Below are 14,614 nucleotides of genomic sequence, written 5' to 3'. Positions count from 1 at the left end.
CGCCCCAGGTGGGACGGGCTTTACCGGGTGAATCCGGGTGAACCTCAGGGGGCCTGCAGACCGACGAGTTCGGCCAGCCGGGCGCGGTGGGTGCCCGCCGTTCCATAGGCGATCGAGTCGGACTTGGCCCGCTTCAGATACAGGTGGATCGGGTGCTCCCAGGTCATGCCGATGCCGGCGTGCAACTGGAGGGCCTCCTCTGCGGCGTGCACGGCGACGGACGCCGCGTAGGCCTGGGCGACGGCGACCGCCACATCGGCGTCCTCACCGGTCGCGAGGGCGTCGGCGGCATTGCGGGCGGCGGCACGGAGGTTGACGACCTCCAGCCACAGCTGGGCGAGCCGGTGCTTGAGCGCCTGGAAGCCGCCGACCGGCCGGTTGAACTGTTTGCGCTCCTTGAGATAGCGCACGGTCTCGGTCAACGTCCAGTCGGCGACCCCGAGTTGCTCGGATGCGAGCAGCCCGGCCCCGGCCCGCAGCGCACGGTGCACGGCGGGCTCGGCGTCACCGAGGAGGCGGCCCGGCGCCCCGTCGAGGGTGACAGTGGCCAGCGGCCTGGTCAGGTCGAAGGAGACCTGCGGGGTGACGGTCACGGCGGAGGCCTCCACCGCGTAGAGCCCGCCGTCGTCCGCGGGAATCAGCAGCACATCGGCCGCCGCGGCGTCCGCGACAGCGGTCAACTCACCGTGCAGAGCACGGCCTTCATGGCGTACGACCTTGTAGGCACCGCCCGGAGCGACGTTCAGCGCGACGGCGAGGGCGCCGATCCTCCGCCCGGACGCGAGCTCGGCGAGCAGCTCGTCGGCCTCGCAGGCCAGCAGCGCCTCGGTGGCGACGACGGCACTGGTCAGATAGGGCACGGGGGCGACCGCGCGGCCCAACTCCTCAAGGACCACGGCTACTTCACGGTGCGTGGCGCCCTGGCCGCCCTTCGCCTCCGGTACCAGGAGCCCGGCGAGCCCCATTCCGTCCGCGAGGGCCTTCCAGGCCGCGAGGTCGTGCGGGGTGTCCGACTCGGTGCGGGCGATCACGCCCGGCGCGTCGCAGTGGTCGGCCAGCAGATCCCTGACTGCGGCCCGCAGCGCCTCTTCCTCCTCGGAGTAGAGAAGATCGGGCTGTGTGCTCATCGGGACAGGTCCTTCCAGGCGACGTCCTTGTCGGTGCGCGGCTCGGACGGCAGGCCCAGGACGCGCTCGGCGACGATGTTCAGCAGGACCTCGGTGGTCCCGCCCTCGATGCTGTTGCCCTTGGAGCGGAGGTAGCGGTAGCCGGCGTCGCGGCCGGTGAAGTCCACCAGTTCGGGCCGGCGCATGGTCCAGTCGTCGTACAACAGGCCTTCTTCGCCGCGGAGTTCGACCTCCAGGCCGCTGATCTCCTGGTTGAGGCGGGCGAAGGCGAGCTTCATGCCGGCGCCCTCGGGCCCCGGCTGTCCTGCGACGAGCTGCTGGCGCAGGCGCTCGGCGGTGAGACGGGCCACCTCGGAGTCCACCCAGAGCTTCAGCAGCCGCTGGTGCAGGTCCTGGGTGCGCAGTTCGGGGCGTTCGCGCCAGGTCTTGGAGACCGGGCCGATCATGCCGCCCTCGCGGGGCAGCCGCATACCGCCGATGGCGACGCGTTCGTTGTTCAGCGTCGTCTGCGCGACCCTCCACCCGTCGCCGATCCCGCCGAGCCTGCGGGAGTCGGGGATACGGACGTCGGTGAGGAAGACCTCGTTGAACTCGGCCTCGCCGGTGATCTGGCGCAGCGGGCGGACGTCGACGCCGGGGTCGGTCATGTCGCAGATGAAGTAGGTGATGCCCGCGTGCTTGGGCACGTCCGGGTCGGTGCGGGCGATGAGGATGGCCCAGCGGGAGTTGTGGGCGCCGGATGTCCACACCTTCTGCCCGTTGACCACCCATGCGTCGCCCTCCCGGACGGCACGTGTGCCGAGGGCGGCGAGGTCGGATCCGGCGCCGGGCTCGCTGAACAGCTGGCACCAGACCTCCTCCCCTACCCACAGGGGCCGCAGATAGCGCTGCTTCTGCTCCTCGGTGCCGTACTTGAGGACGGTCGGCGCGGCCATGCCGAGACCGATGCCGTTGCGCCGCGGGTCGTTGTCGGGGGCGCCCACGGCCTCCAACTCGGCGTCCACGACGGCCTGGAGGGCGCGGGGAGCACCGAGTCCACCGAGCCCCTCGGGGTAGTGGACCCAGGCGAGCCCCGCGTCGAAGCGGGCCTTCAGGAAGTCCATCCGGTCCGTGGTCGCGGGCGGACACGCGGCCAGCAACTCCTCGGTACGGCGCTTGAGTTCGGCTGCGTCGGTCATGCGGAGACTCCCTTCCCGAGCGACGGGACGACGGTGACCCGACCGGTGGTCACCCCGTCACCGAGTCGTTGCATGGCGCCCGCGGCCCCGGCCAGCGGCACCCGCTCGCTCACCAGCGGCTTGATCGCGCCCCGGGCGGCCAGTTCGGTGAGCTGCTCGTGGCAGTGCTGGACCAGCTTCGGGTTCTTGGTGTTGTACAGGCCCCAGTGCAGGCCCAGGATCGCGTAGTTCTTCACCAGCGCGTGGTTGAGGCCGGGGCTGGGGATGTTCCCGCTGGCGAAGCCGACGACCACGATCCGTCCCTCGAAGGCGACGACCTTGGTCGACTGCGTGTAGGCCTCGCCGCCCACGGGGTCGTAGACCACATCCACGCCCCGGCCCCCGGTGGCCTCCTTCACGGCGGCGACGACGTCCTCGCTCCGCCGGTCGATCACCACGTCACAGCCCACCTTCCGTGCGACGGCAGCCTTTTCGGCACCGCCGACGACCCCGATGACGGTGGCCCCGGCCGCCTTGCCGAGCTGCACGGCCGCGCTGCCGACCCCTCCTGCGGCAGCGTGGACGAGCAGTGTCTCGCCGGCCTCCAGACGAGCCCGCCGGTGCAGACCGAACCAGCCCGTCTGGTAGCCGATGTGCAGCGCGGCGGCCTCGGCGTCGTCCAGCGAGTCGGGCGCGGGCAGCACAGCCGCGGCGTCCGCGACGGCGTACTCGGCGAAACCGCCGTACGGCAGCGCGGGGTTGGCGATCACGCGCCGCCCGTCCTCGGTCTCGCCGCAGACCTCCACGCCCGGCGTGAAGGGCAGCGGCGGCCGGACCTGGTAGTGGCCGCGGCACATGAGGACATCCGGGAAGTTGATGTTCGCGGCGCGCACCTTCAGCAGGACCTGGCCCTCGCCGGGCACGGGCTGTGCCACCTCGTCGAGGCGCATCACCTCGCTCGGCTCGCCGTTCTCGTGCACTTGCCATGCCTGCATGGGGGCCCTCCACGGGACTGCGTCGTCATGCCGGGGTCTGACCGGGGATCCTCCGCATACTAAGCGGTTGCTTGCCGATCAGGGAACAGCCTGCCGGTGAAGAGCCCGCCAGGGAACAGTCGCGTGCGTCACGACCGCGTGGGTTTCGCCCGGACGTGCATCCGCTCGCCCTGCGGCCCGAACAGGCTGAGGAACTCCGCCGGCCCCTCCCCCGTCGACCCGAACCAGTGCGGCACCCGGGTGTCGAACTCCGCCGCCTCCCCGGCGGTGAGCACCACGTCGTGCTCACCCAGCACGACCCTCAGCCGCCCGGACAGTACGTACAACCACTCATAGCCCTCGTGGGTACGGGCCTCGGGCTCCTCATGACCCTGGGGCACCAGCACCTTGAAGGCCTGGAGGCCGCCGGGCTGCCGGGTGAGCGGCCAGTAGGTGCGCCCGTGCCGCGAGAGGGGCTTGGCCCTTACCCGCGGGTCCCCCACCGGCGGTGTCCCGACGAGTTCGTCCAGCGGCACCCGGTGAGCCTGCGCGATCGGCAGCAACAGCTCCAGGCTGGGCTTGCGCAGCCCCGATTCCAGTCGGGAGAGGGTGCTCACGGAGATCCCGGTGGTCTGGGACAGCGACGCGAGTGTCACCTCCCGGTCCTTCCGTATCCGCCGCAGTCTCGGCCCGACCTCCGCGAGAACGTCATCGGTAGTCATGCAAGACATTGCAGAATCGGCAAAGAAGTTTGTCAATCCCGCATCCCAGGACGACCGTGTCGGTATGACCGAGACATACGAAGTGATCGTCGTCGGCGGCGGTGCCGCCGGACTGTCCGCCGCACTCGTCCTGGGCCGCGCCCGGCGCCGCACCCTGGTCATCGACGCCGGCGAACCGCGCAACGCGCCCGCCGCCCATATGCAGGGCTTCCTCACCCGGGACGGCATGCCCCCCGGCGAGTTCCTGGCGATCGGCCGCGAGGAGATCAAGGGGTACGGCGTCGAGCTGGTCCGGGACCGGGTGGTCGAGGTCGCCGAGGGCTTCGCCGTGACCCTGGCGAGCGGACGCACGCTCCGGGGCCGTCGCCTCGTCCTCGCCACCGGCCTCAAGGACGAGCTCCCCGACGTGCCCGGCGTCGCCGAGCGCTTCGGCAAGGACGTCCTGCACTGCCCGTACTGCCATGGCTGGGAGGTCCGCGACCAGGCCTTCGGCGTGCTGGCCACGACCCCGCTCAGCGTGCACCAGGCGCTGATGGTCTCCCAGTGGTCGAAGGACGTGACCCTCTTCCTGCACAAGGTCGCCGAGTCCGAGCTCTCGGACGACGACCTGCGCAGACTGGCCGCGGCCGGTGTCGCCGTGGTGCCCGGCGAGGTCGCCGGGCTGGTCGTGACGGACGACCGGCTCACCGCCGTACGGCTGGCGGCCGGCCCGACGTTCGCACGCGAGGTCGTCTTCACCGCGCCGCGTGCCGTCCCGCAAAACGGCCTGCTCGAACAGCTCGGGGCCGAGCTGCAGGAGACGCCCTTCGGCAGTTACCCGGTGGTGGACGGGAACGGGCGGACGACCGTGCCCGGTGTGTACGCCGTGGGCAACGCGGCCGGCTTCGCGGAGCAGGTGATCAACGCGGCGAGCGCCGGGTACCGGGCGGCGGCGACGATCAACGGGGAGCTGCTGATGAGCGACCTCGACACTGCCGTGGAGGCGTGATCGGGGCGAGGCCGGGGTGTGGACCGGCCGCCTCCGGTGCACCATGGCTGCATGCTGCTTGCCCGGCTGGCCCAGGTGTCCCAGGAGGTCGCCGCGACCTCCGCGCGCTCGAAGAAGATCGCGCTCCTCGCCGAGCTGTTCAGGGACGCCGAGGCGGACGACGTGCCCATCGTCATCCCGTACCTGGCGGGACGGCTTCCGCAGGGCAGGCTCGGCGTCGGCTGGAAGGTGCTGAGCCGCCCGGTCGCCCCGGCCGCCGAGCCGACCCTGACCGTGCACACGGTGGACGCCCTGCTGAGCGAGCTCGGCAAGGTGGCGGGAGCAGGCTCGCAGGCCGAACGGGCCCGGCTGGTCGGGGAGTTGCTGGGCGCGGCCACCGAGGACGAGCAGCGGTTCCTGTTCGGGCTGATCAGTGGCGAGGTACGGCAGGGCGCGCTGGACGCGGTCGCCACCGAGGGGCTCGCCCAGGCGACCGAGGCACCTCCCGCCGACGTACGCCGTGCCGTGATGCTCGCGGGCTCGCTCCAGACGGTGGCCGAGGCCCTCCTCACCGACGGCCCGGCCGCCCTGGACCGTTTCCGTCTCACCGTCGGGCGCCCGGTCCTGCCGATGCTGGCGCACAGCGCCTCCTCGGTGGCCGAGGCGGTCGAGAGACTCGGCGTGTGCGCGGTCGAGGAGAAGCTGGACGGCATCCGCGTCCAGATCCACCGGGACGGCGATGTCGTACGGCTGTACACCCGCACCCTCGACGACATCACCGACCGGCTGCCCGAACTGACGGCTGCCGCACTGGAGTTGCGAGGCGAGCGGTTCATCCTGGACGGCGAGGTGATCGCCTTCGACGAGGCCGGGCGGCCCCGCTCCTTCCAGGAGACGGCGGGCCGGGTCGGCTCCCGCGTGGACGTCACGACGGCCGCCGAGGCGGTCCCCGTCTCGCCCGTCTTCTTCGACGCACTGTCCGTCGACGACCGCGACCTCCTCGACCTGCCCTTCGCCGAACGGCACGCGGAACTGGCCCGGTTGGTCCCCGAGCCGATGCGGGTGCGGCGCACACTGGTGTCCGGCCCCGAGGACCTCGGCACGGCGGAGGAGTTCCTCGCCGAGACCCTTGAGCGCGGCCACGAGGGCGTCGTGGTGAAGTCCCTCGACGCCCCCTACAGCGCGGGCCGGCGCGGCGCGTCCTGGCTCAAGGTCAAGCCCGTGCACACCCTCGACCTCGTGGTGCTGGCCGCCGAGTGGGGCCATGGCCGCCGTACCGGAAAACTCTCCAACCTGCACCTCGGCGCCCGCACGGCCGACGGCGGCTTCGCCATGCTGGGCAAGACCTTCAAGGGCATGACCGACGCGATGCTCACCTGGCAGACCGAGCGGCTCCAGGAGCTGGCCGTCGACAGCAGCGGTTACGTGGTGACCGTACGGCCCGAACTCGTCGTCGAGATCGCCTACGACGGTCTGCAGAGGTCGACCCGCTATCCGGCCGGGGTCACCCTCAGGTTCGCGCGCGTGGTCCGCTACCGGGAGGACAAGCGGCCGGAGGAGGCCGACACGGTGGAGACGCTGCTGGCCGCGCATCCCGAGGTGAAGCCATGAAGACGAGCGCGGGCCTACTGTTGTTCCGGCACACCGATAGCGGTCTGGAGGTGTTGCTGGGCCATATGGGCGGACCGTTCTTCGCGCGGCGGGACGCCGGGGCGTGGACGGTCCCGAAGGGCGAGTACGAACCCGAGGAGCCCGCCTGGGACGCGGCCCGCCGGGAGTTCCAGGAGGAGCTCGGGCTGCCGCCGCCGGACGGGGAGGCCTTACCCCTGGGCGAGGTCCGGCAGACGAACGGCAAGGTCGTCACGGCGTGGGCGATCGAGGCGGACCTCGATCCGGCGACCGTGGTGCCCGGGGTGTTCACCATGGAGTGGCCGCCGAAGTCCGGGCAGACACGGGAGTTCCCCGAGGTGGACCGGGTGGAGTGGTTCGGGCTCGACCGGGCCCGGGCCGTGATCGTCAAGGCGCAGGCCGCGTTTCTCGACCGGCTGGCTGAGCACTCGGCCTGACGTCCACGCGTTGCGGTCGCCCCCGTCGCGCGGGAAGGTCGAAGCACAGTCAGCTCTTCAGGAGGTCGGTCATGCCCATCGCGACGGTCAACCCGGCGAACGGCGAGACGCTCAAGACGTACGAGGCCATGGGCGAGGAGGAGATCGAGCGCAGGCTCCAGCTCGCCGAGGCGACGTTCCGCACCTACCGCACGACGTCCTTCGCGGACCGCGCCCGCCTCCTGAACCGGGCCGCCGAGCTCCTCGACGACGGCATGCAGGACATCGCCCGGGTCATGACCACCGAGATGGGCAAGCCGGTCAAGCAGGCCCGCGCGGAGGCCGCCAAGTGCGCCAAGGCGATGCGCTGGTACGCCGAGCACGCGCAGTCGCTGCTCGCCGACGAGGAGCCCTCCGAGTCCGACGTCAAGGACTCCGGCGCGTCACGCGCGCGCGTGCACTACCGGCCGCTCGGGCCGGTGCTCGCGGTGATGCCGTGGAACTTCCCGCTGTGGCAGGTGATCCGCTTCGCCGCACCCGCGCTGATGGCAGGGAACGTGGGTTTGCTGAAGCACGCGTCGAACGTGCCGCAGACCGCCCTCTTCCTGGAGGACCTCTTCCACCAGGCGGGCTACTCGGAGGGCTGTTTCCAGACCCTCCTCGTCGGGTCCGGTGCGATCGACGCCATCCTGCGCGACGAACGCGTCAAGGCGGCCACGCTCACGGGGAGTGAACCCGCGGGGCGGGCGGTCGCCTCCACCGCCGGGGACATGGTGAAGAAGACGGTGCTGGAGCTCGGCGGCAGCGACCCGTACATCGTGATGCCCTCGGCGGACATCGACCGGGCCGCGCAGGTGGCGGTGACCGCGCGCGTGCAGAACAACGGGCAGTCCTGCATCGCCGCCAAGCGGTTCATCGTGCACGCCGACGTCTACGACCGGTTCGCCGAGCGGTTCGTCGAGGGCATGAAGGCCCTCAAGGTCGGCGATCCGCTGGAGGAGGACACCGAGGTCGGACCGCTGTCGAGCGAGCAGGGGCGGGCCGATCTGGAGGAACTGGTCGACGACGCCAGGCGCAGCGGTGCGAGCGTGCTGTGCGGCGGGGAACGGCCCGACGGCCCCGGCTGGTTCTACCCGCCGACCGTCATCGCCGACGTCGCCCGCGACATGCGCGTCCACCGCGAGGAGACCTTCGGTCCGGTGGCCACCCTGTACCGGGCCGCCGACCTCGATGAGGCCGTGCTGATCGCCAACGACTCGCCGTTCGGGCTGAGCTCCAACGTGTGGACGCGCGACGAGGCGGAGATCGACCGGTTCGTACGGGATCTGGAGGCCGGCGGGGTGTTCGTCAACGGGATGACCGCCTCGCATCCGGCGTTCCCGTTCGGCGGAGTGAAGCGGTCCGGATACGGGCGTGAGCTGTCCGGGCACGGAATCAGGGAGTTCTGCAACATCACCACGGTTTGGCACGGAGCGTGACGCTTGCGCGGCTACGATCCCGGGTGTGAACCGCGAAGTGACTCTGCCTCTGATCGTCGATGACCGCGGGACCTTGCAGGTGGCTGCCGCCGATGTGAGCAAGCTGCTCCGCAGTCTTGGCGGGCGGTGGCTGCACTTGGTCGAGGCCGGGGCCGACGGGCTGGACGAGGACACGGTCGCCGCACTGACGATCGAGCTCGCGAAGCTGGCCGACCGGATTGATGTGGCGTGCATCGCGCACAGTAGCGGTGGGGCACCGTAGGGGTTGCTGGTTCGTTGCCTGGTGCCGGTTCATCGTGGCTGTTCGCGCAGTTCCCCGCGCCCCTTCGGGGCACAGGTGGGTTGCCCCCTTGGGGGCGCGGGGAACTGCGCGACCAGCCCCCACGCGCCGGCAGCCGCGCGAGTTACCGAATGGACATCCCCGAGAGCGTCCGGGCGATCACCAGTCGCTGGATCTCGCTCGTGCCTTCGAAGATCGTGTAGATCGCCGCGTCGCGGTGCATGCGCTCCACCGGGTACTCCCGCGTGTAGCCGTTGCCGCCCAGGATCTGCACGGCCTGTGCCGTGACCTGCTTCGCCGTCTCGCTCGCGAACAGCTTCGACATGGAACCCTCGGCCGCGGTGAACTGCTTGCCGTTGACCGCCATCCAGGAGGCACGCCAGACGAGGAGACGGGCCGCGTCGATCGACGTCCGCATGTCCGCCAGCTGGAAGGCCACACCCTGGTTGTCGATGATCGGGCGCCCGAACTGCTCACGCGTCTTGGCGTAGTCGAGGGCGACCTCGTAGGCGGCACGAGCGGTACCCACGGCCATCGCACCCACCGCGGGGCGCGAAGCCTCGAACGTGGCCATCGCCGCGTTCTTCACGCGCTCGCCGTTGCCGGCCTTCGCCCGCTCACGGGCCCTGGCCAGGCGCTGGTCCAGCTTCTCCTTGCCGCCGAGCAGGCAGTGGCCAGGAACGCGGACGTTCTCCAGTACGACCTCGGCGGTGTGGGAGGCACGGATGCCGTGCTTCTTGAACTTCTGGCCCTGGGACAGGCCCGGGGTGTTCGGCGGCACGATGAAGGACGCGTGGCCCTTGGAGCCGAGCTCCGGGTCGACGACCGCGACGACGACGTGGACGTTGGCGATGCCGCCGTTGGTCGCCCAGGTCTTGGTGCCGTTGAGCACCCACTCGTCCTTGGCCTCGTCGTACACGGCACGCGTGCGCATGGAGGCCACGTCGGAACCGGCGTCCGGCTCGGACGAGCAGAACGCGGCGACCTTGACGTCGTTCGCGTCGCCGTACATCTGCGGGATCCAGGTGCCGATCTGCTCCTCGGTACCGTTGGCGAGGACGCCGACAGCCGCGAGACCGGTGCCTACGATCGACAGGGCGATGCCCGCGTCGCCCCAGAACAGCTCCTCCATCGCCATCGGGATACCGAGCCCGGTGGGGTCGAAGTACTGCTGGGCGTAGAAGTCGAGGGAGTAGATGCCGACCTTCGCGGCCTCCTGAATGACCGGCCAGGGAGTCTCCTCACGCTCGTCCCATTCGGCAGCCGCGGGGCGGATGACGTCGGCGGCGAAGCCGTGCAGCCAGTCCCGGACCTCCTTCTGTTCGTCGTTGAGCTCCATGGTGAACTCGGCCATGTTTCCTCCAGCGGCGGCACGCATGCATGTTACTAGCGGTAACTCAAGTCTGTTACTCGTGGGTAGGAAAAGTCAACTCCCGACGACGAGTCAGCATCCTGTTCGATGTCAATCGCCTGTCAGGTGTTAGTTTGCGCAGGCGGCACCGATTCAGCACGGGTGGGGAGAACTCATGGACACCACACAGCGGACCGATCAACAACGGTCCGCCGACCGCCGCCGGCGCGAACTGCTGGAGGCCGCGGACAGGGTGGTGCTGCGTGACGGGCCGCAGGCCTCCATGAACGCGATCGCCGCGGAGGCGGGTATCACGAAGCCGATTCTGTATCGGCACTTCGGTGACAAGGGCGGACTTTACGCTGCGCTTGCCAAGCGGCACACCGACGCGCTGCTGGACTCCCTGCGGGCGGCGCTGGACGCTCCCGCGGATCGGCGTGAGCGGGTCGAGGCGACCCTGGACACGTATCTCGCCGCGATCGAGGCCCGGCCTCAGGTGTACCGGTTCCTGATGCACCCCGCCGAGGGGAGTCAGGTCGGGGATCAGGGGTTCGACGTCGGTAAGCATTCCGCGCCCTTGCTGCGCAGGATGGGTGAAGAGTTGGGGCAGGTCATCGAGGAACGGCTGGATCTCGGGCCCGGGAGTCAGTTGCTGGCTCGGGTGTGGGGGCACGGGGTCGTCGGGATGATGTACGCGGCGGGTGACTGGTGGTTGGGGGAACGGCCGTGTTCGCGGGCGGAGTTGGTGCGGAGTATGGCTGACCTGTTGTGGGGGCGGCTCGCTGCGGCCGGAGACAAGGTCGGGGGTCCGGGGTTCTGACCGTCGTCTCCCAGGCACGGGTCTGTGGGGGCTGGTCGCGCCCACGCGGCGGGAGCCGCACATCGATACAGCCCCGCGCCCCTAGGTGGGATCGCTTGCCCTGCGCCAAGAAGATCTGGCCACTTGTCGCGCGAGCTTGCGCTTGCGTCGGCCCGTCAGATGGTCTGCGTAGACCTTGCCCTCCAAGTGGTCGCACTCGTGCTGCAGACACCTCGCGAAGAAGCCCGTGCCGTGGATCGTCACGGGCTCGCCCGTTGCCGTGAAACCCTCCACCACCGCGTGGTCGTAGCGTTCCGTTCCCGCCTCCAGGCCCGGCAGGGACAGGCAGCCTTCCGGGCCCCGCAGCACCAGTCCGTCCGCCTCCACCAGCCGCGGGTTCACCACATGTCCCAGGTGGCGGACCTCCTCGTCGTCCGGGCAGTCGTACACGAACACGCGCAGCGGTACGCCCAGTTGGTTGGCCGCCAGGCCCACGCCCTCCGCCGCGTACATCGTCGCGAACAAGTCCTCCACGAGCGTCGCCAGTGCCGGGCCGAAGTCCGACACGTCCCCGCAGGGGTCGTGCAGCGCGGGGTCGCCGAGCAGGGTGAGGGGCCGGACGCGGCCATGGGTGCCCGGAATGGAGCCGTTTCGCATGGCCGCAAGGGTACGGCGATTCGGGAGTGCCTACGGATCTCGATAGGCTGAGGTCCACACCACGTGGCCGGAGGCAGAGTCGCGGCGCGTACGCAAGGAGGATCGAGAACTGATGACAGCCAACTCGGACCCGCTCTCGCCGCGGGCCAAGCTCGCCGTGACGGCGGGCAAGGCAGTCGCGGCGGCTTCCCGAGCCGCGGGTCGCGGCAGCGGTTCGGTCATCGGCGGCAAGGTGGCCCTCAAACTCGATCCCGACCTCCTCGCCCGGCTCGCCCAGCACCTGGACGTCGTCCTCGTCTCGGCGACCAACGGAAAGACCACCACGACGCGGCTCATCGCCGAGGCGCTCGGCGCCGCCGGGCCCGTCGTGTCCAACGCCCTCGGCGCCAACATGCCCGCCGGTATCACCTCGGCGCTGGCCGGTGGCTCGGACGCCCGGTACGGCGTGATCGAGGTCGACGAGAAGTACCTCGCGGGCGTGGCCCGGGACACCGACCCCAAGTGCATCGCCCTGCTGAACCTCTCCCGCGACCAGCTCGACCGTGCCGCCGAGACCCGCATGCTCGCGGAGAACTGGCGCGAGGGACTGGCGGGAAGCAAGGCCGTGGTGGTCGCCAACGCCGACGACCCGCTCGTCGTGTGGGCCGCCTCCTCCTCCCCCAACGTCATCTGGGTCGCCGCCGGGCAGATGTGGAAGGACGACGCCTGGTCCTGCCCGTCCTGCGGTGGTGTGATGCAGCGACCGGGCGACGACTGGTTCTGCGGTGAGTGCGGGTTCCGGCGGCCCACGCCCAGCTGGGCGCTGTCCGGCGATCACGTGCTCGACCCGCACGGCTCCGCCTGGCCCATCCACCTCCAGCTGCCGGGGCGCGCCAACAAGGCCAACGCCGCCTCCTCCGCCGCCGTCGCCGCGGTCTTCGGTGTGCCGCCGCAGGTCGCCCTGGAACGCATGTACCAGGTGCAGGCCGTGGCCGGGCGCTACGACGTGGTCCAGTTCCAGCAGCGCGACCTGCGGCTGCTGCTCGCGAAGAACCCGGCCGGCTGGCTCGAAACGTTCAGCCTGATCGACCCGCCGCCCACTCCGGTGATCCTCTCCGTCAACGCCCGCGGCGCCGACGGCACCGACACCTCCTGGCTGTGGGACGTCGACTACACCCGGCTGACCGGGCACCCGATCTGCGTGATCGGCGATCGCAAGCTGGACCTCGCGGTACGTCTGGAGGTCGCGAACCAGAACTTCCAGGTCTGCGACAACCTGGACCAGGCCGTGTCCATGAGTCCGCACGGCCGTATCGAGGTCATCGCGAACTACACCGCCTTCCAGGACCTGCGCCGCCGCGTCGGCAACTGAGACACAGGGGATTTTTGTGAGCGACAACCAACTGCGGGTCGTCTGGATCTACCCCGACCTGCTCAGCACCTACGGCGACCAGGGCAACGTCCTGGTCGTGGAGCGCCGGGCCCGCCAGCGCGGCCTCGACGTGGCCCGCCTGGACGTGCGCAGCGACCAGCCGATCCCGACCTCGGGCGACATCTACCTGATCGGCGGCGGCGAGGACCGGCCCCAGCGGCTCGCGGCCGAGCGGCTGCGCCGGGACGGCGGACTGCACCGGGCCGTCGGCAACGGCGCGATCGTCTTCTCGGTCTGCGCCGGCTACCAGATCCTCGGCCACGAGTTCATCAACGACCTCGGCCAGCGCGAGCCCGGCCTCGGCCTGCTCGACGTGGTCTCCGTGCGCGGTGAGGGCGAGCGCTGCGTCGGCGACGTGCTCGCCGACATCGACGCCCGTCTCGGCCTGCCTCCGCTGACCGGCTTCGAGAACCACCAGGGCATCACCCACCTCGGCCCCACCGCCCGCCCGTTCGCCAACGTCCGACTGGGCAAGGGCAACGGCACCGGGGACGGTACGGAGGGGGCGTACAACGACACGGTCTTCGGTACGTACATGCACGGACCCGTGCTCGCGCGCAACCCGCTCATCGCGGACCTGTTGCTGAAGCTGGCCCTCGACGTGAACGCTCTGCCGCCGACCGACGACCGCTGGTACGAGGCGCTGCGCAACGAACGTATCGCGGCCGCGCAGCAGCCCGCCTGACCTGTATGGACATCTGATCTTCAGCTCACTGCAACCAGCCCGTCTGACGGTACGTCCGCACAGGTGAGCGGGGTCGTCCAGCAGGCGGACGTGTGCTTCGGCCCCGCCCCTTCCTGCCGCTAGGGTGGCGGGGTTCGAGCCGGACGACGTGGTCCGGATCCAGCCCCTGTCGAGAAGGTTGTAGCGGGCTTATGCGCATTGGTGTCCTCACGTCCGGCGGCGACTGCCCCGGCCTGAACGCCGTCATCCGGTCCGTCGTGCACCGTGCCGTCGCCGACCACGGCGACGAGGTCATCGGTTTCCGGGACGGCTGGAAGGGCCTCCTGGAGTGCGACTACCTCAAGCTCGACCTCGACGCCGTCGGCGGCATCCTCGCCCGCGGCGGCACGATCCTCGGCTCCTCCCGGGTCCAGCCCTCGCATCTGCGGGACGGCGTGGAGCGGGCCAAGGGGCATGTCGAGGAGCTCGGGCTCGACGCGATCATTCCCATCGGTGGTGAGGGCACGCTGAAGGCGGCCCGGCTGATGTCGGACGCCGGTCTGCCGATCGTGGGTGTGCCGAAGACCATCGACAACGACATCGCGGTCACCGATGTCACCTTCGGGTTCGACACGGCCGTCGGTGTCGCCACCGAGGCGCTCGACCGGCTCAAGACCACCGCCGAGTCCCACCAGCGGGTACTCGTCGTCGAGGTCATGGGGCGGCACACCGGGTGGATAGCGCTGCACTCCGGGATGGCGGCCGGCGCGCACGCCATCGTCGTACCGGAACGGCCCTTCGACATCGAGGAGTTGGCCCGGCGGGTCGGGGAGCGGTTCGAGGCGGGGAAGCGGTTCGCGATCGTCGTGGCGGCGGAGGGGGCCAAGCCGGCGCCTGGCTCCATGGCCTTCGACGAGGGCGCCAAGGACATCTACGGGCACGAGCGGTTCGCCGGGATCGCCCGTCAGCTGTCGATCGAGCT

At 70.5% G+C, this 14,614-nt stretch carries 15 protein-coding genes; 9 read left to right on the top strand and 6 right to left on the bottom strand.

What is annotated here, in order from left to right:
• Window positions 1–44: 44 nt before the first annotated feature.
• From ACI2L1_RS28920 to ACI2L1_RS28905, 4 genes are all read right to left on the bottom strand, one after another.
• Window positions 45–1,127: an acyl-CoA dehydrogenase family protein gene (locus ACI2L1_RS28920; protein WP_404742318.1), complete on the bottom strand. Its 1,083-nt coding sequence runs from the start codon at window positions 1,125–1,127 to the stop codon at window positions 45–47.
• Window positions 1,124–2,305, bottom strand: a complete 1,182-nt coding sequence (locus ACI2L1_RS28915) for an acyl-CoA dehydrogenase family protein (protein ID WP_404742317.1) — start codon at window positions 2,303–2,305, stop codon at window positions 1,124–1,126. Before ACI2L1_RS28915 ends, ACI2L1_RS28920 begins: the two co-directional genes overlap by 4 nt.
• Window positions 2,302–3,279 (bottom strand): NADPH:quinone oxidoreductase family protein, encoded by a 978-nt coding sequence (locus tag ACI2L1_RS28910; RefSeq protein WP_404742316.1) that lies wholly within the window; start codon window positions 3,277–3,279, stop codon window positions 2,302–2,304. Before ACI2L1_RS28910 ends, ACI2L1_RS28915 begins: the two co-directional genes overlap by 4 nt.
• A gap of 128 nt (window positions 3,280–3,407) precedes the next feature.
• On the bottom strand, window positions 3,408–3,980 hold the full coding sequence (locus tag ACI2L1_RS28905; protein WP_404742315.1) for a helix-turn-helix domain-containing protein: 573 nt from the start codon (window positions 3,978–3,980) through the stop codon (window positions 3,408–3,410).
• 64 nt (window positions 3,981–4,044) lie between these two features.
• Here ACI2L1_RS28905 and ACI2L1_RS28900 point away from each other — a divergent pair, with 64 nt between their 5' ends.
• From ACI2L1_RS28900 to ACI2L1_RS28880, 5 genes are all read left to right on the top strand, one after another.
• Window positions 4,045–4,968 (top strand): NAD(P)/FAD-dependent oxidoreductase, encoded by a 924-nt coding sequence (locus ACI2L1_RS28900; RefSeq protein WP_404742314.1) that lies wholly within the window; start codon window positions 4,045–4,047, stop codon window positions 4,966–4,968.
• A gap of 51 nt (window positions 4,969–5,019) precedes the next feature.
• Entirely contained in the window at window positions 5,020–6,558 is a 1,539-nt protein-coding gene (locus tag ACI2L1_RS28895) for an ATP-dependent DNA ligase (protein WP_404742313.1), read from the top strand.
• Window positions 6,555–7,013 carry an NUDIX domain-containing protein gene (locus tag ACI2L1_RS28890; protein ID WP_404742312.1) on the top strand — a complete coding sequence of 153 codons (459 nt, stop codon included), beginning with the start codon at window positions 6,555–6,557 and terminating at the stop codon, window positions 7,011–7,013. The genes ACI2L1_RS28895 and ACI2L1_RS28890 overlap by 4 nt, the downstream gene beginning before the upstream one ends.
• A 71-nt stretch (window positions 7,014–7,084) precedes the next feature.
• Entirely contained in the window at window positions 7,085–8,470 is a 1,386-nt protein-coding gene (locus tag ACI2L1_RS28885; protein WP_404742311.1) for an NADP-dependent succinic semialdehyde dehydrogenase, read from the top strand.
• Window positions 8,471–8,495: 25 nt separating this feature from the next.
• Window positions 8,496–8,732 (top strand): DUF6213 family protein, encoded by a 237-nt coding sequence (locus tag ACI2L1_RS28880; protein WP_007380390.1) that lies wholly within the window; start codon window positions 8,496–8,498, stop codon window positions 8,730–8,732.
• 142 nt (window positions 8,733–8,874) lie between these two features.
• On the opposite strand, the gene ACI2L1_RS28875 is transcribed toward ACI2L1_RS28880, so the two are convergent.
• Window positions 8,875–10,104 carry an acyl-CoA dehydrogenase family protein gene (locus ACI2L1_RS28875; RefSeq protein WP_404742310.1) on the bottom strand — a complete coding sequence of 410 codons (1,230 nt, stop codon included), beginning with the start codon at window positions 10,102–10,104 and terminating at the stop codon, window positions 8,875–8,877.
• Window positions 10,105–10,276: 172 nt separating this feature from the next.
• On the opposite strand from ACI2L1_RS28875, the gene ACI2L1_RS28870 reads away from it, so the two are divergent.
• Window positions 10,277–10,921, top strand: coding sequence for a TetR family transcriptional regulator (locus tag ACI2L1_RS28870; RefSeq protein WP_404742309.1), 645 nt, complete (start codon window positions 10,277–10,279; stop codon window positions 10,919–10,921).
• A gap of 81 nt (window positions 10,922–11,002) precedes the next feature.
• Here the strand turns inward: ACI2L1_RS28870 and def are convergent, their stop codons facing one another.
• On the bottom strand, window positions 11,003–11,557 hold the full coding sequence (gene def / locus ACI2L1_RS28865) for a peptide deformylase (protein WP_404742308.1): 555 nt from the start codon (window positions 11,555–11,557) through the stop codon (window positions 11,003–11,005).
• Between the two features lie 112 nt (window positions 11,558–11,669).
• Between def and ACI2L1_RS28860 the strand changes: the two genes are divergently transcribed.
• From ACI2L1_RS28860 to ACI2L1_RS28850, 3 genes are all read left to right on the top strand, one after another.
• A complete protein-coding gene (locus tag ACI2L1_RS28860; RefSeq protein WP_404742307.1) occupies window positions 11,670–12,908 on the top strand; it encodes a MurT ligase domain-containing protein in 1,239 nt (412 codons plus the stop codon).
• A gap of 16 nt (window positions 12,909–12,924) precedes the next feature.
• Window positions 12,925–13,653: a type 1 glutamine amidotransferase gene (locus tag ACI2L1_RS28855; protein ID WP_404742306.1), complete on the top strand. Its 729-nt coding sequence runs from the start codon at window positions 12,925–12,927 to the stop codon at window positions 13,651–13,653.
• Window positions 13,654–13,844: 191 nt separating this feature from the next.
• Window positions 13,845–14,614 (top strand): ATP-dependent 6-phosphofructokinase (locus ACI2L1_RS28850; protein WP_404742305.1); only part of this gene is annotated, 770 nt, incomplete at its 3' end.

The organism is Streptomyces sp. NPDC019531 (assembly GCF_044903305.1).
In the GTDB taxonomy this organism is placed as follows: Bacteria; Actinomycetota; Actinomycetes; order Streptomycetales; family Streptomycetaceae; genus Streptomyces.
Note: the sequence above shows the minus strand (reverse complement) of the source record. Positions and strands in the feature narration are given on the sequence as shown.